The 20,582-nt window shown below is 40.5% G+C and carries 18 protein-coding genes, 1 tRNA gene and 1 pseudogene; 8 read left to right on the forward strand and 12 right to left on the reverse strand.

All coding sequences use genetic code 11. The features are described 5' to 3' along the window. Positions 1-45 precede the first annotated feature (45 nt). Both F909_RS13780 and F909_RS13775 read right to left on the reverse strand, forming a co-directional pair. The gene (locus F909_RS13780; protein ID WP_005147451.1) at positions 46-1,305 is read right to left on the reverse strand and encodes an acyl-CoA dehydrogenase family protein; all 1,260 of its coding nucleotides are present in this window, start codon (positions 1,303-1,305) and stop codon (positions 46-48) included. Positions 1,306-1,318: 13 nt separating this feature from the next. Further along, on the reverse strand, positions 1,319-2,569 hold the full coding sequence (locus tag F909_RS13775) for an SfnB family sulfur acquisition oxidoreductase (protein WP_005147452.1): 1,251 nt from the start codon (positions 2,567-2,569) through the stop codon (positions 1,319-1,321). Between the two features lie 354 nt (positions 2,570-2,923). On the opposite strand from F909_RS13775, the gene F909_RS13770 reads away from it, so the two are divergent. After that, entirely contained in the window at positions 2,924-4,324 is a 1,401-nt protein-coding gene (locus F909_RS13770; RefSeq protein ID WP_005147453.1) for an LLM class flavin-dependent oxidoreductase, read from the forward strand. A 26-nt stretch (positions 4,325-4,350) separates the two neighbouring features. Here the strand turns inward: F909_RS13770 and F909_RS13765 are convergent, their stop codons facing one another. Genes F909_RS13765 through F909_RS13755 form a run of 3 tightly spaced genes read right to left on the reverse strand, consistent with a single transcriptional unit; the run spans position 4,351 to position 6,356 of the window. After that, on the reverse strand, positions 4,351-4,746 hold the full coding sequence (locus F909_RS13765; protein ID WP_005147469.1) for a DUF4870 family protein: 396 nt from the start codon (positions 4,744-4,746) through the stop codon (positions 4,351-4,353). Between the two features lie 32 nt (positions 4,747-4,778). After that, positions 4,779-5,396, reverse strand: coding sequence for a DUF1294 domain-containing protein (locus F909_RS13760; RefSeq protein WP_005147472.1), 618 nt, complete (start codon positions 5,394-5,396; stop codon positions 4,779-4,781). Between the two features lie 9 nt (positions 5,397-5,405). Continuing rightward, positions 5,406-6,356 (reverse strand): homoserine kinase, encoded by a 951-nt coding sequence (locus F909_RS13755; RefSeq protein ID WP_005147478.1) that lies wholly within the window; start codon positions 6,354-6,356, stop codon positions 5,406-5,408. Positions 6,357-6,457: 101 nt separating this feature from the next. Here F909_RS13755 and hisF point away from each other — a divergent pair, with 101 nt between their 5' ends. Then, the gene (gene hisF / locus F909_RS13750) at positions 6,458-7,216 is read left to right on the forward strand and encodes an imidazole glycerol phosphate synthase subunit HisF (protein ID WP_005147481.1); all 759 of its coding nucleotides are present in this window, start codon (positions 6,458-6,460) and stop codon (positions 7,214-7,216) included. A gap of 308 nt (positions 7,217-7,524) precedes the next feature. On the opposite strand, the gene F909_RS13745 is transcribed toward hisF, so the two are convergent. Beyond that, positions 7,525-8,178: a sterol desaturase family protein gene (locus F909_RS13745; protein WP_005147482.1), complete on the reverse strand. Its 654-nt coding sequence runs from the start codon at positions 8,176-8,178 to the stop codon at positions 7,525-7,527. Positions 8,179-8,293: 115 nt separating this feature from the next. On the opposite strand from F909_RS13745, the gene F909_RS13740 reads away from it, so the two are divergent. Together F909_RS13740 and aqpZ are read left to right on the forward strand one after the other, a co-directional pair. Further along, positions 8,294-9,301, forward strand: coding sequence for an AraC family transcriptional regulator (locus F909_RS13740; RefSeq protein ID WP_005147483.1), 1,008 nt, complete (start codon positions 8,294-8,296; stop codon positions 9,299-9,301). Positions 9,302-9,477: 176 nt separating this feature from the next. Beyond that, positions 9,478-10,167, forward strand: coding sequence for an aquaporin Z (aqpZ, locus tag F909_RS13735; RefSeq protein ID WP_005147484.1), 690 nt, complete (start codon positions 9,478-9,480; stop codon positions 10,165-10,167). Positions 10,168-10,214: 47 nt separating this feature from the next. On the opposite strand, the gene F909_RS13730 is transcribed toward aqpZ, so the two are convergent. The 3 genes from F909_RS13730 to F909_RS13720 form a co-directional block, all read right to left on the reverse strand. Beyond that, positions 10,215-10,457, reverse strand: a complete 243-nt coding sequence (locus tag F909_RS13730) for a hypothetical protein (RefSeq protein WP_005147487.1) — start codon at positions 10,455-10,457, stop codon at positions 10,215-10,217. Positions 10,458-10,529: 72 nt separating this feature from the next. Beyond that, the gene (locus tag F909_RS13725; RefSeq protein ID WP_005147489.1) at positions 10,530-11,603 is read right to left on the reverse strand and encodes a DNA/RNA non-specific endonuclease; all 1,074 of its coding nucleotides are present in this window, start codon (positions 11,601-11,603) and stop codon (positions 10,530-10,532) included. Positions 11,604-11,761: 158 nt separating this feature from the next. Further along, positions 11,762-13,642: a potassium transporter Kup gene (locus tag F909_RS13720; protein ID WP_005147492.1), complete on the reverse strand. Its 1,881-nt coding sequence runs from the start codon at positions 13,640-13,642 to the stop codon at positions 11,762-11,764. Between the two features lie 125 nt (positions 13,643-13,767). Here F909_RS13720 and F909_RS13715 point away from each other — a divergent pair. The 4 genes from F909_RS13715 to F909_RS13700 all read left to right on the forward strand — a co-directional run bounded on the left by F909_RS13715 (position 13,768) and on the right by F909_RS13700 (position 17,330). Next, positions 13,768-13,857 (forward strand) — tRNA-Ser (locus tag F909_RS13715). A 183-nt stretch (positions 13,858-14,040) separates the two neighbouring features. Continuing rightward, on the forward strand, positions 14,041-15,231 hold the full coding sequence (locus F909_RS13710; RefSeq protein WP_005147496.1) for a tyrosine-type recombinase/integrase: 1,191 nt from the start codon (positions 14,041-14,043) through the stop codon (positions 15,229-15,231). A gap of 179 nt (positions 15,232-15,410) precedes the next feature. Continuing rightward, complete coding sequence (locus F909_RS13705) at positions 15,411-16,109, forward strand: hypothetical protein (protein WP_005147497.1); 699 nt, start codon at positions 15,411-15,413, stop codon at positions 16,107-16,109. A gap of 21 nt (positions 16,110-16,130) precedes the next feature. Beyond that, the gene (locus tag F909_RS13700) at positions 16,131-17,330 is read left to right on the forward strand and encodes a helix-turn-helix domain-containing protein (protein WP_005147498.1); all 1,200 of its coding nucleotides are present in this window, start codon (positions 16,131-16,133) and stop codon (positions 17,328-17,330) included. A gap of 221 nt (positions 17,331-17,551) precedes the next feature. On the opposite strand, the gene F909_RS13695 is transcribed toward F909_RS13700, so the two are convergent. The 3 genes and pseudogenes from F909_RS13695 to F909_RS13680 all read right to left on the reverse strand — a co-directional run. After that, positions 17,552-18,717 (reverse strand): IS3-like element ISAba22 family transposase gene (locus F909_RS13695; RefSeq protein ID WP_085940844.1). Its coding sequence is split into 2 segments (ribosomal slippage): positions 17,552-18,459 and positions 18,459-18,717, totalling 1,167 coding nucleotides; the frame shifts between segments, so codons are not numbered across the junction. A 63-nt stretch (positions 18,718-18,780) separates the two neighbouring features. Further along, positions 18,781-19,614, reverse strand: coding sequence for a hypothetical protein (locus F909_RS13685; protein ID WP_005147499.1), 834 nt, complete (start codon positions 19,612-19,614; stop codon positions 18,781-18,783). Positions 19,615-19,664: 50 nt separating this feature from the next. Beyond that, positions 19,665-20,489, reverse strand: a pseudogene (locus F909_RS13680) (restriction endonuclease subunit R); the annotation flags it as partial. Between the last annotated feature and the right edge of the window lie 93 nt (positions 20,490-20,582).

Raw genomic sequence — 20,582 nt, forward strand, 5'->3', positions numbered from 1 at the left:
CACAACAGTTTTGTTTAATAAAATCTATTGTGCGCTGAAATCACGCTAAGCTGGAATTTCTTTTTGATTCGCAGCAACAGGACTATTCCCAATCTGCCACACATATGGCAAAGGCGTTTGATTGACTTCCCAATCTCCAATCACTTTCTGTTTATAGACCAACGGATTGTGTGATGCGACCACACGAGCATTGCGCCAAAAACGGTCCAACTGCTTGTCGGTGGTACTGGCCGATGCACCCAAGGCATTAAACAGCTCGCTACTCAAATTCAATACCAACTCCGCAATCACCACCTGCCCCTGCGCGGATACCAACTCAGCACGGTCATTGGCCTCTAACTCGGCTTGTTCATCATTCTGAAAATGTTGTAAATAAGCAGTATCTAAAGCTTCTGCTGTACTCAGTGCGATACTTTGAGCCGCATAAGCCTGTGCAGAAGCTTTGCCAATCACTTGCAGGATTTGTGCATCTTCACGTACCAGACTGGCATTACCATGACTATAGATACGAGTCCGCTGACGCACTTCCTGCTTAAAGGTCTCCACTGCACTTTGTGCAATACCCGCTAAAGTCGCTAGATGCACCACCTGATAAAATGCAGTTTGATATTTAAATCGGTTTTCAAAGACTAAAATGTGATCTCGACTAATCTCAACATTGTTTATGGTCAAACTCCCGCTGCCCGTAGTTTTTTGCCCAAACCCATCCCAATCATCCACAATATCAATACCTTCTGCTTGAGTAGATACCGCAGCAATCACATGCTGATTGGTGGTCTCATCCAAAGCGAAGAGATCAATCCAGTCTGCGAAAATCGTGCCTGTGGAGTAATATTTCTGACCATTCACACGTAATTTTCCATCTTGTGCTGCCGTCACTCGGGTCACGACATCCCCGATTTCGACTTGACCAATTTCAGTCCATGCATTACCAACAATTTCCCCACGTACAAATCGTTCAAACCATAAGGTCTGAGGTTCAGTTTTGTGTGCATTTAAACGATCTTCGACAAAGGCAAAATGACCGCGTAATGCCTGCACCACATTGGAATCGGCTTGAGCAAGTTCAATCAACAACTGAAATAATTGCTTTTGCGAAACACCATCACCACCAAAAGCGGCAGGGACACGTACGGCACCAAAACCAGCCTGCTTTAGCCATTGAATGGGCTCATAAGGTAAAATTCTATGCTTTTCACGGGTTAACGCACCCTCTGCAATACGCACAAAGATCGGACGAAACTTAGCCACCACCTGCTCATAATGTGCACCCAAGGAAAGATTTTGATTGCTTTGAATGGTCATAATACGCTCCTGCTTAGCTCCACGCATGACGTGGGAGTGCCACACCATTCAAATAATAATTACCAACAAGATTGTATTTCCAGCGTACAGGATCATGCAGCGTATGTGTCCGAGCATTCCGCCAGTGTCGATCCAGATTCAACTCGGATAAGGTTGAACGGGTGCCAGACAGCTCAAATAATTTATTGGCAGCCAGTAATGCAATTTCAGTGGTCAGTACCTTAGATTCAGCAGTAATCAACGTTGCTTCGGCTACGGTGTCCTCAGTGGGATTTGCTAAAGCACGATCAATCGCCTCGCCCGCCAAAGCTAGAACCGCCTCCGCAGCATGCAGTTTAATTTTCAGCTCACCGATATTACTAATCGTATAGGGATCGTCAGAGGCTTGTTCCACACCTGAATCAATCCAGGGACGTGCATATTCACGGACATAGCGAATGGTTTCCTCAATTGCCCCACGTGCTATACCTGCATCGACAGCTGACTGAATAATTTGCGAAATTGCACCTGCTGCTGTTGGACGTTCAAAAGCCTGATGAATCGGGACCACATATTTTAAATCGACTCGAACATGATCAAGCTGCACGCTGCCACTGGCCGTTGTACGCTGACCAAAACTGCTCCAGTCATTTACAATAGTCAATCCAGGCGTATGTTGTGGCACCAGTGCAGCAAATACTTTTGCATCATCACTGACCGCAACTACAGGAATCCAATGTGCCAATAAAGCCCCCGTGGCAAAGAATTTCTGACCGCTAATCACCGCGTAATCATCTTTGAATTCAATTTTGGTGGTCAAATCCGCAACTGTTTTTGAGTTCTTTTCAGAAAATGCATTGCCTAAGCGCTTGCCTGCCAATACTTGTGCAAAAAAGAATTGCTGTTGTTCCAATGAAGCGTCCAAACGGATATGTTCTAAAAAGGCCCAATGATTTTGTGCAATTTGCCCCAGAGATGAATCTGCACTGGAAATGATCGTCACGACCTCAGCCAGGGTTTTATAACTTACCCCTGCACCACCAAACTGTTTCGGGATATTAATCCCCCAAAGACCTGAGGCAGAATATTGCTGAATTTCTTGCAATGGCAGTTTCCGCTCATGGTCACGCTTAGCAGCCTCTTTGGCAAAACTAGCTGCTAAGCTATGTGCCACAGCGAGAGCTTCCTGATCTGAAACAATCACATGTGCTGGCGTATTATTTAAGTAAAAATCTTGGGGTATACTCTGTGCATCTTCCAGTTTAATTTCTATTTTCGAAGTCATTATAAATACTCATTTCTTAGTTTTAAAACAAACTAGCACTATTTTCATTGCATATTTATAAGTTAATTTTAGAAACAAATCTTTTTATTTAAAATGAAGTCGACCCACCACCTGTTTTTAAAAACATTCATTTAAAATCAAGTAAAAACTACGTTTACAACATTAACGTCTAATTCAGCACATGCATTCCAAGAAAACAAAATAACGTTTTGAATTTAATCAAAAAAGAATAATAAAAACCGAAGTCAGACATACTCTTGAATATATTCATGATAAACATTGATTTTTTTATGATTAATAAATTAGATATTTTTTCATTAATATTTATAAAAATCTTTCATTTAGTAAAGAGTCATGACCAAGAAAATTAGATTTAATGCCTTTGAGATGAATTGTATTGCGCATCAATCCCCTGGATTGTGGCGGCATCCGCTTGATCGTTCTACCGAATATAAAGACCTCGAATATTGGACTGATTTGGCAAAAATTTTAGAGCGTGGCAAGTTTGATGGCGTTTTTATTGCAGATGTTTTAGGGATTTATGATGTTTATCATCAATCCGCAGAACATGCCCTTACTGGCGCAGTCCAAGTTCCCGTCAACGATCCTTTGCAAATCGTGCCTGCCATGGCAGCTGTCACCAAACACTTAGGCTTTGGACTTACCACCTCCATTTCTTTTGAACATCCCTATCCCTTTGCACGACGGATGAGTACCTTGGACCATTTAACCAAAGGCCGGATTGGTTGGAATATTGTGACTTCATACTTGGAGAGTGGTTCAAAAAATTTGGGACTCAAAACACAAGTCAACCATGATCAACGCTATGATATTGCTGATGAGTATCTCGAGGTTCTCTACAAACTTTGGGAAGGTTCCTGGGAGCAGGATGCGGTTTTGCGTGATAAAGAACGAGGGATTTTTGCAGATCATCGCAAAGTTCATCCCATCAACCATCAAGGTCAATATTTCAGTGTTCCTGGCATCCACATTTGTGAGCCCTCCCCACAACGCACCCCTGTGCTTTATCAAGCAGGTGCATCCAATCGTGGACAGTTATTTGCCAGCCAAAATGCAGAATGTGTATTTATTTCAGCACCGACCAAAGCAGCTGTGAAAAAACTGGTGCAAGGTATTCGTTCTAAACTGATTGAGCAAGGCAAAGACCCATATTCAATTTTGATCTATACCATGCTATCGATCGTGGTCGATGAAAGCGATGCAAAAGCTCAGGAAAAATTCAAAGACTATCAAAACTACGCCAGTTATCACGGCGGCTTAACGTTGGCATCAGGTTGGTCAGGTGTCGACTTCTCGCAATTCCATGCAGAAGACAAAGTTGAATATATTCATACCGATGCGATTCAATCGATGCTCGACTCTTATGTAAAAGCCGATCCGAATCGTATTTGGACCATTGAAGAGATTGCTAAATTTATTAGTATTGGCGGCAATGGTCCAATCTTGGTGGGCTCAGCTGCGACTGTAGCCGATCAGCTACAAGCATGGACAGAAGAAACCGATATTGATGGCTTTAACTTGGCCTATATCTTGGCACATCAGACTTTTGAGGATGTGGTGGAATATTTGGTACCAGAACTTCAGCAACGTGGGGTATATCAAACTGACTATACTGAAGGAACCTTACGCGAAAAACTGTTTGGACAAGGCCCTCTTCTGACAGAACAGCATCGCGGTGCACACTATCGCTATCATTCAACGACAAAGGCCGTCAATAATCCAGAACTCGCTTAGTGTTACCAAGCGAGTTCTGAACAATCTTAGTCTTGATACATCGGTTTATTGTCATTTAGGGCAATCAGACCACGAATAGCACGATAGACAATCCAGATCCATGCACCAAAGATCACGGCAAACGCAAAAGTGGTTGCAGACACGGCCACACCTGCAAAGGCCGTGCCGTTATCGCCAGTAAAGAACAGGAACGAGAACGGTATAAAAGCAATAATATTCCAAGCCAGATACCACCAAAAGGTGCGAATTTGCCAAGTAAAGTGACTTTCAAAAATCGAACCTTGCACATCACTGCGTTTTACATAGTTGACGATTAAAGCAATGATTGCCAACAGACCACCAGTAAAAATCGCAATGATATAAAGCACATAAAGAACCAAAGTCAAAGTACGGTTTGGATCTTGATCAACGGAATAATTCATTTTTATTTATCTCCCAAAACAAAGCTCCACGATCAATAGAACACATTGAGTGGAGAAATTAACCAACATATCAACAATATATGGAAGACTATGGTACAGAAATAAATCTTACGAAACGGTTGTTTTTGTGTTTTATGTCTCAGTTTTTGCTGAGCAAGCCAACCAGCACACCATCCACCAAGTGAATCTACGATATGCAAGGTCTGTTCTGGAATACGTCGATTACCTAATTGTGCCGCTTCTTTGTCTTGCGCATAGAGCCAATAACTCAACACATTCATCAAGCTGACAAATAACAAGGTATACGGCGGTAACACTTTGCTAAAGCTTGCGATCACCATAAAGACAATATAAATGACAATCACAATTTGCATGGCTGACCAAGGTTTAGAAGCCGTCGTTTTCTCTACTTTAGCTTTATGTTCAAAGACTTGAGAGGCTTTTAAATAGACCACTTGCTGGGCGCGATAACGACCGCGCTCATCCAGAATCACCACATATTCCAGCGCACAACCCACCAATGGTCGTGGGCCTGTGCGAGCAAAGTCTTTAATGTGAATAAAGACACGATCTTTTTGTGTGTCATTGGGCTGGATAAATCCATAGCCTTTATCATCGAACCATTCAACTAAACGACCTTGATCTCGCATGACTCTTTCCTAAGCTGTGATTCGTTGTAAACGGTCTTGCAACATCATGCGCATTTCCAGAGGATCTTTTTGCAAAATGTCATCGCCTGTACGACCTTGCTCGGCATTTTTCTGTGCCACCTGTAAACGCATACTCCAGAAACGGCAAGCTGCCATGGCCAAGAAAATATTCAAGCAAGCCAATTCATCTGCGGTCAGCGTACGAATACGTTGATACGCTGCGAGGAACGCATCTGCTTTCGCTTGATCTAAATACGCTTGTGGATAGGCGGTACAAAAGTCATTGATACTAATCGCGATATCAAACAACCATTCATCTTGATTTAATTCGTAAAAATCAAGAATGCCTTGCAGTTGATCACCTTCAAACAGCGTATTGTCTCTAAATAAATCTGAATGAATAAAACCTGTAGGGCGATCTGGGTGCTGTTGCGTGATCTGTGCAAACTGCTGAAAAACCTGTGCCAGTAAAGCCTGATCTTCAGCATTCATTTGTGGTTTAAGCTGATCGGCAACCTCTGACCAATATTCATGGTTCCGATTAAAATCACGTTCTAAAGGAAAACCTTGCAAGGCCAAATGCAATTTTGCCTGTGCTTGGGCAATTGCCTGGATTTGTACAATCGTTGCATCTTCTGGATGCTCACCCATCAAGCGTGGCGCAATTTGTGCAGGTTTATCGGCAATACTATGAATTGCCTGACCACTATGCTTTAACGGTACTGCCACAGGCACATCTGCCTCACCTAAACAGTCCAGTACAGGCACCAGTTCACCTGCCCCTTCAGCATCTAACTCTTCAAAAACTGTTAAAACATATTGTTTCTGTGATTGATCCACCAAAAAATAATTGGTGTTTTGAATACCGCCTTGGATTGGAATCAGGTCAATCACCGCTAAACCATAGGGCTCAGCAAAGGCTTGAACTTCTTCTAAACTCAACGGGGTATAAACCGACATGGAAAACCTGCAAAAAATAGCTGTGAAGTTTGATAGAATACCTGTTCCCTCCATGAAGGTGTAGCACCCCTTTCTTTATTGGCGATTTTTTGGAAAATTTTATGCTCGCAAAACGTATTATCCCTTGCTTAGATGTTGATAATGGTCGAGTCGTCAAAGGCGTTCAATTCCTTGATATTCGTGACGCAGGTGACCCTGTCGAAGTTGCCCGTCGTTATAACGAACAAGGTGCCGATGAAATTACCTTTTTAGATATTACTGCTACCCATCATGGACGCGACACCACTTACCGTACCGTAGAACGCATGGCAGAAAGCGTTTTTGTACCCTTAACTGTGGGTGGTGGTGTCCGTAAAGTTGAAGATATCCGTTTACTACTCAATGCAGGTGCTGATAAAGTCAGTATCAACTCGGCTGCTGTATTTACCCCTGAGTTTGTTCAGGAAGCCTCGCAACGCTTTGGTGCACAATGTATCGTCGTTGCGATCGATGCGAAAAAAACGGCCGAGAATAAGTGGGAAATTTTCACTCATGGCGGTCGTAAACCCACAGGGATTGATGCAATTGAGTGGGCGGTGAAAATGGCGGACTTCGGTGCTGGTGAATTGCTAATTACCAGTATGGATGCTGACGGAACCAAAGCAGGTTATGACATTGCCTTGATGCGCCAGATCAATGATCGCGTCAACATTCCAACCATCGCATCAGGTGGCGTCGGCAATTTACAACATTTGGCTGACGGAATTTTGAAAGGTGGTGCAGATGCTGTACTTGCCGCATCTATTTTCCACTTTGGTCAACATACCATTCCTGAAGCAAAACAATATCTTGCAGCACAAGGTATTGAAATGCGTCTTTAATTAGATGAGCAATAAAAAACCTCTCAAGTGAGAGGTTTTTTATTTAAAAATGGCGAGATACAGATAAAAAAAATACCTTGCTGAGCAAGGTATGGAAACTGCGTTATACAACGCTAGAGGGTAAGCACAATATCATTATTTTGAACAAATTCTGAGCATCCAAAATGCTTGAGCTAAATTAGCGAGAAAATGAGTAAAGATATTGACATTAAAAACCAATTTTATTGACAATTCACGACATAGGTCTATTTTTATCGTCATGATTTGTCAATAAAAAACATGCTGTCCTCTGTTATTGGCGTTTAAATTCAAGCCACCGATTCTTGTGCTTGTTTTTGCTGTTGCTCAAGCACGGCCGTCTCGACCAATTTTGGTTTTTGCTCTACCCATTTTGCAGGAAACACCGACTCAATCGCTTGCGTCAACGCTTTAGACAAAGCCACAGGTAAAGGAAGACCCAATGGATTGGCCTCTTTTAAATCCGCAGAAGACACCACGCGGGTACCCATCACATAATCAAACCATGGACGCGTCACACACCAGTTGGCATCTTGGTTTGAATTCATATGATGATCATAATGCCAAGGAATGGTTCGTTTTGCCCAATCTGGTTCTAAGTGTGCACGACGATGTACATAATAATAGTTGCCTGCACTATACAGTGCTGCCAAAGACATGCCTTTTGAAATTGGATAAAACGCCACACTGGCAACGCCTGCCACCACAGCCAATGACATGATTTCATTACGTGTCCGCCAATGCTCCACACCTTCAACATAGCAATCATCTGAAAATTGTTGCTTACGCACCTCACGGTGGTGTGCCCAATGGGACTCCATGCTTTTGGGCACAGGGCTATAACGTGGCTGCCCAGGGCGATGTACCCCATGCAAAATGTATTTATGTGCAAACCATTCAAATGCATTTGCAACAGCCAAGCCTGCGATAAAACCCTTAATCATGGTTTTCTCCAAATGTTTCCTTATTTTTATTAAAGATATAAATTTTTGTAGGCGAAGTATTGACGATACGATATATTTATATTGACAAAACACGACAAAACAAGAGGTGGACAGGATGTCACAACTCAAGAACTATACTGGCTCTGTTTTTGGGGGATTGGGGCATTTATTAAAGGCTTATTGCGAAGCAGAAAATATTGCTATTCCGGAACAATTACAACAAGTTCAAAACCTCGAACGGTTTGATTATGTGATTTGGCGTGACCTACTGGAAGACCTCAATCGTCTGCATCCCAAAGCAGGTTTGGGCTTGCAAATTGCAGCCTACGTACAGCCCAAGCATCTTGGCATTATTGCTTATCTGGCTTTGTCTTGCGAAAATCTAGGCGAGGCTTTGGCGCGCTATCATGACTTTCATCGACTGATTTATGATGGCAGTCCCTTGGTGGTGGAGTTAAATCATCCCTATGGTTCCATTCGCTGGGAAGCACCTGAACCGCATCCGACTCAACTGACCGATGAAATTGCGATTGCGCTGATGGTGCAGTTTCTTAAACTGTTTATGTCGGGTGACAGCATTCATTTACATGAAGTACATTTTGTGAATCCTGCACCTAAAAACATCAGTATTTATGAGCAGTATTTCCATTGTAAAGTCCGTTTTGAACAGCCTAAAACCCAACTCCTGATCCCCGTCAGTGAAGCCTTTAAACCGCTGCGAACTGGCGATCACACCTTACAGCAATTGCTATTACAGCAAGCCCAAGCCTTGCTGGATAAATTGCCCAATTCAACCCAACTGGATCAACGCCTGCAACATGCCATCTTGACCGGACTACAAAAAAACCAATATCAAATCGATTTTATTGCAGAAAAACTAGGGCTTTCTGTGCGTCAACTACAACGCCATTTACAACAGCAAAACACCACATTTCAGGAACGGGTGCAGCAAGTTCGCTTTATGTTGGCAACAGAATATTTAAAAGATCCACATCTCAGTTTGCAAGAAATTGCCCTGCTGCTTTGTTATTCTGAACAAAGCGCTTTTCAGCGGGCTTTTAAGATCTGGACAGGCCAAACCCCACAACAGTGGCGGAACAACAACATAACTTACAATTCTTAATAAAAATACTGAGGAACTAACGGTTTCACAACTGACCCGTTTCATTGCTCGTTTTATATAAGAGCCTATATACCTATGTGAATTAGTTCACAATTTTTTCACGCAGGTTAAACATATCCATAATAAATTTTTGGATGCTTGCTTTTTTATTTTTTATAACTGATGTGGTGATAACAATGAACAAATATTTAGCAGAATTTCTGGGAACCTTTTGGCTCGTTTTTGGTGGTTGTGGTAGTGCTGTACTTGCAGCTGCATTTCCAGAACTTGGGATTGGTTTTTTAGGTGTTGCATTAGCGTTTGGTTTAACTGTTTTAACAGGTGCTTACGCTTTCGGTCATATTTCGGGTGGTCACTTTAACCCTGCCGTCAGTGTAGGTTTATGGGTGGGTGGACGTTTTGATTCTAAAGATTTAGTCCCTTATATCGTGTCTCAAGTGATTGGTGGTACTTTAGCAGCATTCGTGCTGTACATCATCGTACAAGGTCAAGCTGGTTTTGCGGGTACGGGCGGTTTCGCAACCAATGGCTATGGTGAGCTTTCTCCAAACCATTTCTCTGTCGCATCTGCATTCTTAATTGAAGTGGTGCTAACTGCCTTCTTCTTGATCGTGATCATGGGTGCAACAGATCGTCGTGCGCCTGCTGGTTTCGCACCGATTGCAATTGGTTTAGCTTTAACATTAATCCATTTGATCAGTATTCCAGTGACGAACACGTCGGTGAACCCTGCGCGTAGTACTGCAGTCGCATTCTTTGCTGAAACAGCAGCACTCAGCCAACTCTGGTTGTTCTGGGTAGCACCAATTATCGGTGCCATCATTGGTGCGGTAATCTACAAATTGGTCGGCAGCGAGAAAAATTAAAACTGGCTTCCCATCAAAAAAACAGCCTTCAAAGGCTGTTTTTTTATTTATAGAAATGGATTTTCGATATCCTGCTCAAGTTTTCGTTCAATCTGCTCAGGTAAATTCTCTTTCTCCAATGCAGCGACCACATCATTGATGAAGCTTTGCAATGCCTTTGCTGTTTTCAACCCCGCCTGATCTTTGGTAATCTGCAAATTGCCATATAAACTCACACAATCGACCTGATTTTCCAACGTCAGATCATAAATTGCTGACGACTCATCACCCTGTTCAAACGGTTTAAACATCTTTTCCCTCTCATTGTTCTTGTCTCTCTCACAACATGAGCCAAGCAGCATAACTTTGCAAGATGTTCTACATTATCTCAACATTTGTAAGAAATACTGTAGCAATGCATTCACCAGTTGATTGATCAAAGCCTGTTTAGTCTCTTCATCAATTTGTGGGAACTTGCTTTCTGCAGCCTCAGTTTGCTGTGAGGTAAATTCACGCTGCTGCGCTTGAATCGCATCAGTTTTAGCATCTTCAGCACATTGACTCTGACCATCCCAATGCGAATAACTAATATCTTTATTCGACTTCACTTGCTGCGCAGACAGTGGCAATTGATATACATTGCGCTTCTGTTGCTCCGTCAATTGTGGGAATAAATTAACGCCAAGTTTCTCTTCCAAATAGCAGACGCTGACCACTTTGACCTGCTGAGAATTATTATTCGGCGCATAGTAGGCTCCAATAATCCCCTGCTTCGGTAAATACACCGCTTTATAGACCGCAGTCGGGACAATCACCCCTTTGCCTATGGTTTTCAGTCTTTTGCCTTCAAATACTGGACCTGTCAGGACATAGGCATCTTTATGCTGTTTGGTCACAATAGAACGCACGGCTTCTTCTAATTTACGCCAAACTTCCTGATTATTTTTAGGTGCTTGTGGCACCATATTGGCTAAAGAAAAGCTGTCGTACTGTGCCGCAGTATTATTCATGTCGCCATTGGGTGCCATATGCCCACGGTCATAGCCCGAACCACGATAGTCAGATAACAAAGCCCGATGTGCAAGTTTGACTCGTGTTTCTTCATGGAAATTATCTTCACGTTTAATTTTGATGCTTAAACGTTCTGGCGTCAGGTATTCTGCTGTCCATAAAGGGGTTTTAGATACACCCGAATACATCACATTAAAGTCATTAAAACACAAGGCATAACTGTCTTTTTTTAGGCTGTCTTTGCTCAACAATGGTGGAACATCACGATAAAACTGTTTTAAACAGCCAGCATTACTCGATTGAAATGGCATCAACTTCGAAATTTTTTCACTGCCAAATGCGATCGCAAAACTTCCCGTCGCGACCAAAGCCAACAGCATTTTTCCAATATTCTGGCTCAAAAAAGCAAATGGTGTTTTACTCTTTCGAGTTGGTCTCTTTGCCATAACTACATCAAAATCAATACGAACGCGCAGCTTAACAACTCAAAAGCCCACTGTATATTGCGTTTCAGCCCAGAGCGACACTTTATGTCGCAAATCTGTACACTTGATCTACAGACAATAAAAAAGGCACCCGAAAGTGCCTTTTTATCTGTTTTTATTTAAATTTCAATCTGACTACCCAGCTCCACCACACGGTTGGTTGGAATCTGATAAAAGTCACTGACAGGACTGGTGTTGCGCTGCATCGAGATGAATAACTTTTCACGCCATGGCGACATGCCATCCCCCACGGTATGCACGATACGATCACGTGAAATGAAGAAACTCATTTGCATCATATCGAATTCGAAGTCCAACTGCTGATACGCCTGTTTTAATGCCTCTGGAATATTTGGCTGATCTTTAAAACCATAGTAAATAAAGATGCGATAAAAATGCTCATCCAGTTTTTCAACTTTTAGACGATCTTCATTCGCCACATACGGAATATCTTGGGTATAGACCGTGACCATGACGTTGCGTTCATGCAAAACCTTATTGTGCTTAATATTATGCAGCATTGCATGTGGCACAATATTCGGTGTCCCGGTTAAGAAAATCGCTTCGCCGGGTACAAAATGGGTTTCCTTGCTCATACCAATACTTTTGATAAACAATTCAATTGGCAAAGCATTGGTTTCCATACGGGTATACACAATTTCGCGACCACGTTTCCACGTCATTAAAATGGTATACACCACCACACCAATCAAGATCGGCACCCAACCACCTGACAAGATTTTTAATGAAGTTGAACCCACAAAAATTAAGTCAATAATCAGGAATGGCACTGCAAATAATGCCACTTTCCATAATGGCCAACGCCATACACCATAGGCCAAAGTCGAGATCAGAATCGTACCGCACAGCATGGTCATGGTCACCGCTACACCATAAGCACTAGCCAACTCGGCACTGCTTTCAAATAGTAAAATCAAAATCACCACCGAGATAAACAGCACCCAGTTAATGAACGGCAAATAAATCTGACCTTGTTCCACATCCGAAGTGTGGTGCACGGTTAAACGCGGCAAATAGCGTAATTGAATGGCTTGGTTTGCCATCGAAAATACGCCAGTGATAACTGCTTGAGAAGCGATTACTGCTGCGGCGGTTGCCAAGCCAATCATCGGGAATAAAGCCCAATCTGGCACCAATAAATAGAACGGGTTTTCAATAGCTTTGGCATCACGTAACAGCAATGCCCCTTGACCTGCATAGTTTAAAAGTAAACAAGGCAGTACCACCAAGAACCACGCCAATTTAATCGGCACGCGCCCAAAATGTCCCATGTCCGCATACAACGCCTCACCACCTGTCATGGTCAGAATCACTGCGCCCATGGTGATAAAGGCAACTGTAGGCTGATCAAAAACAAAATGGAACGCCCAATACGGATTGACCATCATCAATACATACGGCGTCTGGATAATGCTCCACAGTCCAATCAGACCAATAGATGCAAACCATAACAGTGTGATCGGGCCAAAGAATTTCCCCATGGTGGCGGTACCATGTCGTTGCACCATAAATAATGCGGTGAGGATACCCAAAGCAATCGGAACTAGCCAACGATCTAAAGCAGGTGTCACTAGACTCAAACCTTCAATCGCAGACAATACTGAAATTGCTGGGGTAATGATCCCGTCACCAAAGAACAGTGATGCGCCGATAAAGCCCAATGCAATCAGAAAGATTTTATTTTTATTGCTAAAAACAGAGGAACGTAGGTTGAGTGCGAGCAGTGACATGATCCCGCCTTCGCCATTGTTGTCCGCACGCATGATCATTGAGACGTACTTAAAACTAATCGTTAGGTTCATACACCAGAAGATCAGCGAAAGGATACCTAAAATCGAACCTTCACTGATATCAACATGTCCTGTGACAAAGCATTGCCGTATTGCATAGAGTGGGCTTGTTCCAATGTCTCCAAATACCACCCCTAATGCTGCCAGCGTCATCGCGGGCAATGCGGCTTTTTTTGCAGTACTTTGCATATGATGTTGTCTTCAAAATTGAACGTTATATGGCGCAATATTATCATTAGCCAAAAAGTTTTTCTGCAAATCTGTTCGACTACAACTTGGCAGCGTGCAATTTTTTGGGTACTATCGCACACCTTGGTGAGGTGTCCGAGTGGCTGAAGGAGCACGCCTGGAAAGTGTGTATACGTTTGCGCGTATCGAGGGTTCGAATCCCTCTCTCACCGCCAAGATTACTTTCTATGATATCTCATAGAGTCCTAAGAGCTTAAATCCAAAGGGTTTAAGCTTTTTTTATTGCCTTATGTTTTCCAATTGACCCTATTGAATCCTGAATTAGCTGGGGGTATAACTGGGGGTATAATAAATTACCCCTATTTTTATACCCCCAATTTTCTACGGAAACTGCTGCAATGCTTACAGATGCTCAGGTCAGAAAGATCAAACCATTAGACAAGAAAACCAAATATTCTGATGAAAAAGGCATGTATCTGGAAGTCACGCCATCAGGTGGTATGCACTGGCGTATGAAATTTCGCTTCAATGGCAAAGAAAATATTTTTAGTATCGGTTCATATCCTGACACCACACTTGCCCAAGCAAGAAGAATTCGTGATGAAGCACGCTTAAACTTAAAAGATGGAATTAATCCAAACGAAGCGAAGAAACAAAAAAAATTGCAGGTCGATGAAAATACACTTTTCAGGGCACTGGCGATGGAATGGATGCAAGACCGTAAAGCAGTGATTAAAGAAGCGACCTATTTACGCGATTTATCGGTATTTGAAAAAGACCTTTTCCCAGCCCTAGGTAATATGCCAATTGATCAAATCAAAGGTAAAGACGTATTAGCTTGCGCCAAGAAAATTGAAGAGCGTGGTGCACTGGAAATGGCTAAACGCTCAATCCCTTTAACTAGCCGTATTTTCCGATTTGCGATTCGTAAAGGCATAATTGAGAACGATCCTACCCCACACCTAGGAGAAGCGCTTAAACCCCGCAAAGTCAAGAATATGGCACGCCTGGACATTTCCGAATTTCCTGCCTTTGTTGAACGTATGGATCGCTATCATGGCAATCTCGTGATTAGATCAGCATTACAACTGATGACGCTAACTTTTGTCAGAACAGCAGAACTTAGAATGATGGAGTGGAACGAGATTGATTATGAGAATCATTTATGGCGTATTCCTGCACATAAAATGAAAATGGCTATGCCACATATCGTTCCTTTATCAAAGCAAGCTTTAGAGATACTAGAAAGGATTCAACCGATTACAGGTATAAAACAGTACGTTTTCTATAATTACAGTACAGCTAAACCAATCAGTAGTAATGCCCTTTTATGCGCGATTCGTACAATGGGCTATAACGGCAAAATGACAGGGCATGGATTTCGTGGCCTTGCATCTACAACCTTGCATGAACAAGGCTATATGCACGATGCCATTGAAATCCAACTTGCACATCGGGTTGGTAATGCTGTATCTCAGGCTTATAACCATGCTCAGCATTTAGATTACCGAGTTAAGATGATGCAGGAATGGTCTGATTTTATTGATGGGTTGAGGAAAAAAATTGCAACTTTTCCAAAGCATGAGTAATTAAAGGGAAAAAATTATCGAAGGAGTAGTAAGTCCACTAAAACTCCAAAATAAAACATTCATATTAAACAGAAAGATACTTTTGTAACAAAATTTTAAAGAATAGTAGATCAACTAGTATACGAAGAAAATTAATGGTATTTTCCAATTTGATAAGATTTAATAAATTGAGGTAAAATATGATCCAATCCCCCTCTAGTACGCAAAAGCGTAATAGAAACCTTTTAATACAGTACTTTGCAAAGGAAATTAATACTGATTTTGCTATTGATCTGGAAATGCTATTGCTTTCAAAGCAAACACTCATTAATCAAGTTACCAATGCAATTCCGCGTAAAGAGTTTAGCTCAAGATTAAATGGTTATTGTCTGCATTTTTTAGGCACAAGTGCTTTAGAAGAAGCATGCCAAAAGTACAATTTAACGTATCAAATTGAATCGACTAATGGTAGAAAAGGGGGGGAATATGGGCTAGCTATTTCAGAAAACTTTGTTTTAGCATTCTCTAATAATCTTCGATCGGCTAAAGATAGAAGCATTTATCAGACTAAATATGCTGAAACAAATGGAATGCTAGGTTTGTCTCAAGCAGAGTTTGACTTTGGTGACTGCATTGCTCACGTTAAAACTGATGAAGATCAGTTCTATGTTGTGGTTGGGTTTAAAAGAAATAGCCTTAACTCAACCTATGATTTAGTTTTTACCGTACCTGATGATAACGGTAATAAAATTTTTGATTTTTATATCAAAGATTTAGTGGATGCAGTAAATATACCATTTGATGATAGTACAGAAGCTGATGTGGCTGAACGTACAAGCTTAGATCAGAAAGATCCATCAGTTAAATTGAAGTTAAAACGTAGAATATCTGATCTTTGATTCTATATCAGGAGTACTTAAATGCGTGGTGTCATGCAATTTGATGGTGGACGCCTTATCCAAGCTTTAGATGCTCGAGGTATGACTAAGACCTCATTATGTAATTTAATTGATTATAGTAGCGGAACCGTTTCTAAGTGGGCAAATGGACAGCAATATCCTGAATCTATTGCTGTTCAAAAAATTAGTAAGGCTCTACAAGTTCCTGAAAATTGGTTTTTAAAGCCATCTTTAGATTTCGGTTCAGAGGTTAGCTTCTTTAGATCAAATGCCTCCACAACTCAGATGTATAGAAAGAAAGCTATTAGCCATCTTCAAATGACATATGAGTGTAATCTAGAGCTAGAAAATTGGATTGACTATCCAGCAGTATTTTTTCCTCGTATTCTGAGCCGAGAAGAAGGTTTATCTTTAGATTTAGCAGAGATTGAAAATATTGCTAATTTTTATAGAGATCAATGGAATTTGGGCCGTGGACCTATAAAAAATTTAATTAGAGTATTAGAAAATGTTGGAACAATAATTGTTAAAGAACAATTAGGCTCTACTAGTATGGATGGTGTATCTAAATGGTTTTTTGATAGACCATATATTCTGATTGCAAGTGATAAGGCTAGTGCTTGCCGTAATCGTTTTGATCTAGCCCATGAATTAGCACACTTAATTTTACATAAAAACTTAACGCCTGAAGATTATGAATTAGGTTACAAGCGTATAGAAGATGAAGCACATTATTTTGCTGCATGTTTTTTATGCCCTTCTGAAAGTGTAAGTTTCGACCTTTATAGATCAACATTAGACTCTTTAGTCCTCGTAAAACAGAAATGGAAGGTGTCTATAGGAGCTTTAATCATGAGAGGTAAAGCATTAGATATTATTTCTGAAGAGTATGCTGAAAGATTATGGCGTAATTATAGCTATCGGAAATGGAGACAAAGAGAACCTTTAGATGACTCTATTGAACAAGAAAAACCATCTTTATTAAGTAAGAGTATTAAGCTACTTATAGATGAAAAAGTCTTTACCAAACAAATACTAAAGAATGATTTATCCTTGTATGATCATGACATTGAATTATTGTGTGGATTACCTAAAGGTTATATGTCTGAAACATTTGGAACTTTAGTACAATTAAAAGATCATATTAGGAGTGATACTAAAAAAATTGAGTACCTTGATAGCGATAACAAGATTATTAAAATGAATAGAACTAAATTATAAAGATTTATGATTTATAGACATCATTTCAGTATAGTTGGTGTCTATGAATCATACAGTTAGAGTTAAATCAGAATCCACTTTATCTAGAGTATACCTGTACCAGTTTGATGCTTGAGCAAAGCAGCTAATTGAGAACCTGACTTCAATTTTTCCATATACGGGCAACCTTGGTCATTAGGTGATATACGCTGAATTATCAGGAGACTTTCCCTTGGGAGATTCTAGGCAGCCAACTTATAAAAGTCTTCGGCCATTTGATTTGGTGTCTTAAAACCCAAACCCTTTTGAATTCTTCGATGATTATAAAATAACTCAATGTATTTTATAATATCTGCTTTGGCTTCTTCTCTAGTTTGATAGTTGTAATGATGAACTAACTCATTTTTCAATATTCCCCAAAAGCTTTCAATCGGTGCATTATCGTAACAGTCTCCGCGCTTGCTCATTGAACCTTGAAAACCATATTGCTCAAGTATATTTCGATATTCATGGCTGCAATATTGACTTCCTCTGTCTGAATGCACAATCAGTTCTTTGGTTGGTTTTTGATTGTGAATAGCCATATTTAGCGCATTACAAACAAGCTGTGTTGTCATGCGCTCATTTAAGCTATAGCCAACCACTTGCTTCGTGTAAAGGTCTTTTACCGCTGCTAAATACAGCCATCCTTCAACAGTCCATATGTACGTAATATCACTTGACCATGCTTGATTTGGTCTAGTCATTGAGAATTGTTGCTCCAGCAGGTTTTCATAGATCGCTCGATTATGGTCACTATTCGTAGTCCTTTTAAAACGCTTGTGTCGCTTACAATACAGGTGGTTCAGCGCTTTTATCTGACGTACAGCGTACATACTCATTTTTATACCCTGAGCTTGTAAGTATTTGGTTAATCGAATATAACCATAGCTCTGCCTTGTCTCCTCATGGGCTATTTTCACCAATATCGTCTGTTGATTTCGTTGAATCGTTCTTTTGCTCACGCCTCTCTTGAGCCAATCATAAAAACATGAAACTGAAACATGAAGTAATCGAGCCATTAAGGTAATTGGAAAAGAATATCTTTTTTGTTTCATATAGGCGTACCTTACTGACTTTCTTTGGCAAAGTACGCTGCTGCCTTTTTTAAAAATTCACGTTCCATTTCAGCTATTTTGAGCTGTTGTTTGAGTTTTTTATTTTCTTCGAGTAGAGCGTTTAGATCAGGTGAATACTGTTTTGTACCTGCTAAAGTTCCAGCCTTTGCTTTGGTATTCCAATTTGAAAGAGTTTGCATTGAAATGCTAAGTTGTCTAGCTGTTTCCGAGACATTGCCTTGATTGGCTTCAATTAATTTGATGGCTTCAGCTTTAAATTCTGTGGTGTAAGTCTTGTGTTTCTTGCTCATGGTAAACTCCTGATGAGTGTGTTTAGTTTACCAAGTTAAAACCTCCTGTTTTTTCAGCACACATCAAGGTGCCCAATGTGGACATCTTAGATAATATTGATCTAACAACCCAACACCATTCTTTTTCTTTTGTAAAATCATCGGCTCAGCATGCATTGGACAACACACAATGTTCACACCTTGCTTTTTATTCCTTAGATCAGATTGTAAATCATCCATACGCTCTATAATACTTTCAGAAGTACTATGATCGTGAAGAATAATATTAAAATCTTGGGCAGAAAGGCTAAACTCAGGTGCAGATGTATCTGTCATTAATGCCAAATCTTGTTGAGATAAATTTTCACGATACTCACACAAACGAATCTGCTGATTATTAAAATACCAACCTGTACATCCCCAATAGAAATCTTGTGGATTTACATGAACTAAATTACGTGCCCACTGCAATTTCATAGGTCTTTGACATTTAGGACATGACTTGGCCATTGTATCGGCAAAAGCATTCCACTGAAGAACATGTGTTGTTTCTAAACCAATTTCAACTTTGTGGATATTCTCTTCATTTTGTTGGAATTTATCAGCAGCAATGATTTGACTATCATTTTTAATCCTTTGTTTAAGAAAATTTCTTTCCTCATCAAGTTCATATAACCTTTTAAGTTGTTGTTCAGTAATACGTCCATTTTCATTTAGCTTTCGACGTAAAAATTGAATTTCTTGATTAAGCTCATGTATTTGTTCTTGTTTTTTATCCCTCTCATCATAGACAGTCTTTGAGATAATTTCTTTCGCAGCAAAATATGTCTTCACTGTAGAAACAACTTCAGAAACGACACCCACAGCTACACTGAATAAAGATCCAATGCCAGAAAACAACATATCAAAAAAGCCCATAACTACTCCATGTATGGAAGTCTATGACTCAGCCATAGACTTCCTTATAATTATTTAACTAGGCTCATCAAACTGCTAAAACTATCAACTACTGCATATTTAACTGCATCACCTAACAGATGGTTTTCTTCGTTTAACGTAGTAAAGAATTTCTTAGCACTCTCAATTTTACGCTTTTCTTTATCACGTAAATCAGCATCATCCATCGAACCTTTTGTTTCTGCAACGAAATAAACTTGACGAACCTTATCTTTATCAAAAGCAATTGCCCAGTCAGGGTTATAGTTACCAAACGGAGTAGGAATTTGAAAACGATCTGGCAATTTAGCGTAAACAATCACTTCATCAGCTCCATCCAATTCTTCTACAAACTTGCGTTCATTATCAGAATCAGTGACCACATAGTCCCAAATATGACGATCTGCTTTAAATGACTTTAATGGAATATTTTCATTACTTACGAAAATATCATTTTCAGGATAACCATCTTTCATTGGATTATATTTTAAACCCTGAATAACCATTGAGGCTTGTTGCTCATTGATAATTCTACTCATTTCACGAATAAACGCTTCAGGGTTTAATTTAAATTGAGCAAAAACAGAGGCATTAATCCCTTTGAGAATCTGTGCTACAGTCTTTCGGGTCAAGTTGGTATCTTCCGCAATATTACCCACCAAGTCATATTGCACCTGAGAATGAATCGATAAAGTACTATTTTCAGTTTTAGAGGTCATTTTTCCAAAAGCTTCTTTAGACTTCAATTCATCAAAACTTACTTCATCTTTCATGGATGATTCTGCAAGTTTATAACTGAGTGTTTCAACGAACTTATTGCCACGCTCAACTGCTGTAAGCTCAACACAACTAATACTGATATACGCTGAATTATCAGGAGACTTTCCCTTGGGAGATTCTAGGCAGCCAACTTATAAAAGTCTTCGGCCATTTGATTTGGTGTCTTAAAA

This window comes from Acinetobacter sp. ANC 3929 (assembly GCF_000369405.1).
Classification (GTDB): domain Bacteria; phylum Pseudomonadota; class Gammaproteobacteria; order Pseudomonadales; family Moraxellaceae; genus Acinetobacter.

What these genes read in the sequence shown, in the direction of transcription:
- F909_RS13740 (WP_005147483.1), top strand. Translation starts at nt 8,294, where the DNA reads ATGTCACAACTCAAGAACTATACTGGCTCTGTTTTTGGGGGATTGGGG.
- F909_RS13710 (WP_005147496.1), top strand. Translation starts at nt 14,041, where the DNA reads ATGCTTACAGATGCTCAGGTCAGAAAGATCAAACCATTAGACAAGAAA.
- F909_RS13775 (WP_005147452.1), bottom strand. Translation starts at nt 2,569, where the DNA reads ATGACTTCGAAAATAGAAATTAAACTGGAAGATGCACAGAGTATACCC.
- F909_RS13725 (WP_005147489.1), bottom strand. Translation starts at nt 11,603, where the DNA reads ATGGCAAAGAGACCAACTCGAAAGAGTAAAACACCATTTGCTTTTTTG.
- aqpZ (WP_005147484.1), top strand. Translation starts at nt 9,478, where the DNA reads ATGAACAAATATTTAGCAGAATTTCTGGGAACCTTTTGGCTCGTTTTT.
- F909_RS13705 (WP_005147497.1), top strand. Translation starts at nt 15,411, where the DNA reads ATGATCCAATCCCCCTCTAGTACGCAAAAGCGTAATAGAAACCTTTTA.
- F909_RS13730 (WP_005147487.1), bottom strand. Translation starts at nt 10,457, where the DNA reads ATGTTTAAACCGTTTGAACAGGGTGATGAGTCGTCAGCAATTTATGAT.
- F909_RS13770 (WP_005147453.1), top strand. Translation starts at nt 2,924, where the DNA reads ATGACCAAGAAAATTAGATTTAATGCCTTTGAGATGAATTGTATTGCG.
- F909_RS13700 (WP_005147498.1), top strand. Translation starts at nt 16,131, where the DNA reads ATGCGTGGTGTCATGCAATTTGATGGTGGACGCCTTATCCAAGCTTTA.
- F909_RS13745 (WP_005147482.1), bottom strand. Translation starts at nt 8,178, where the DNA reads ATGATTAAGGGTTTTATCGCAGGCTTGGCTGTTGCAAATGCATTTGAA.
- F909_RS13685 (WP_005147499.1), bottom strand. Translation starts at nt 19,614, where the DNA reads ATGGGCTTTTTTGATATGTTGTTTTCTGGCATTGGATCTTTATTCAGT.
- F909_RS13755 (WP_005147478.1), bottom strand. Translation starts at nt 6,356, where the DNA reads ATGTCGGTTTATACCCCGTTGAGTTTAGAAGAAGTTCAAGCCTTTGCT.
- F909_RS13765 (WP_005147469.1), bottom strand. Translation starts at nt 4,746, where the DNA reads ATGAATTATTCCGTTGATCAAGATCCAAACCGTACTTTGACTTTGGTT.
- F909_RS13780 (WP_005147451.1), bottom strand. Translation starts at nt 1,305, where the DNA reads ATGACCATTCAAAGCAATCAAAATCTTTCCTTGGGTGCACATTATGAG.
- F909_RS13760 (WP_005147472.1), bottom strand. Translation starts at nt 5,396, where the DNA reads ATGCGAGATCAAGGTCGTTTAGTTGAATGGTTCGATGATAAAGGCTAT.
- F909_RS13720 (WP_005147492.1), bottom strand. Translation starts at nt 13,642, where the DNA reads ATGCAAAGTACTGCAAAAAAAGCCGCATTGCCCGCGATGACGCTGGCA.
- hisF (WP_005147481.1), top strand. Translation starts at nt 6,458, where the DNA reads ATGCTCGCAAAACGTATTATCCCTTGCTTAGATGTTGATAATGGTCGA.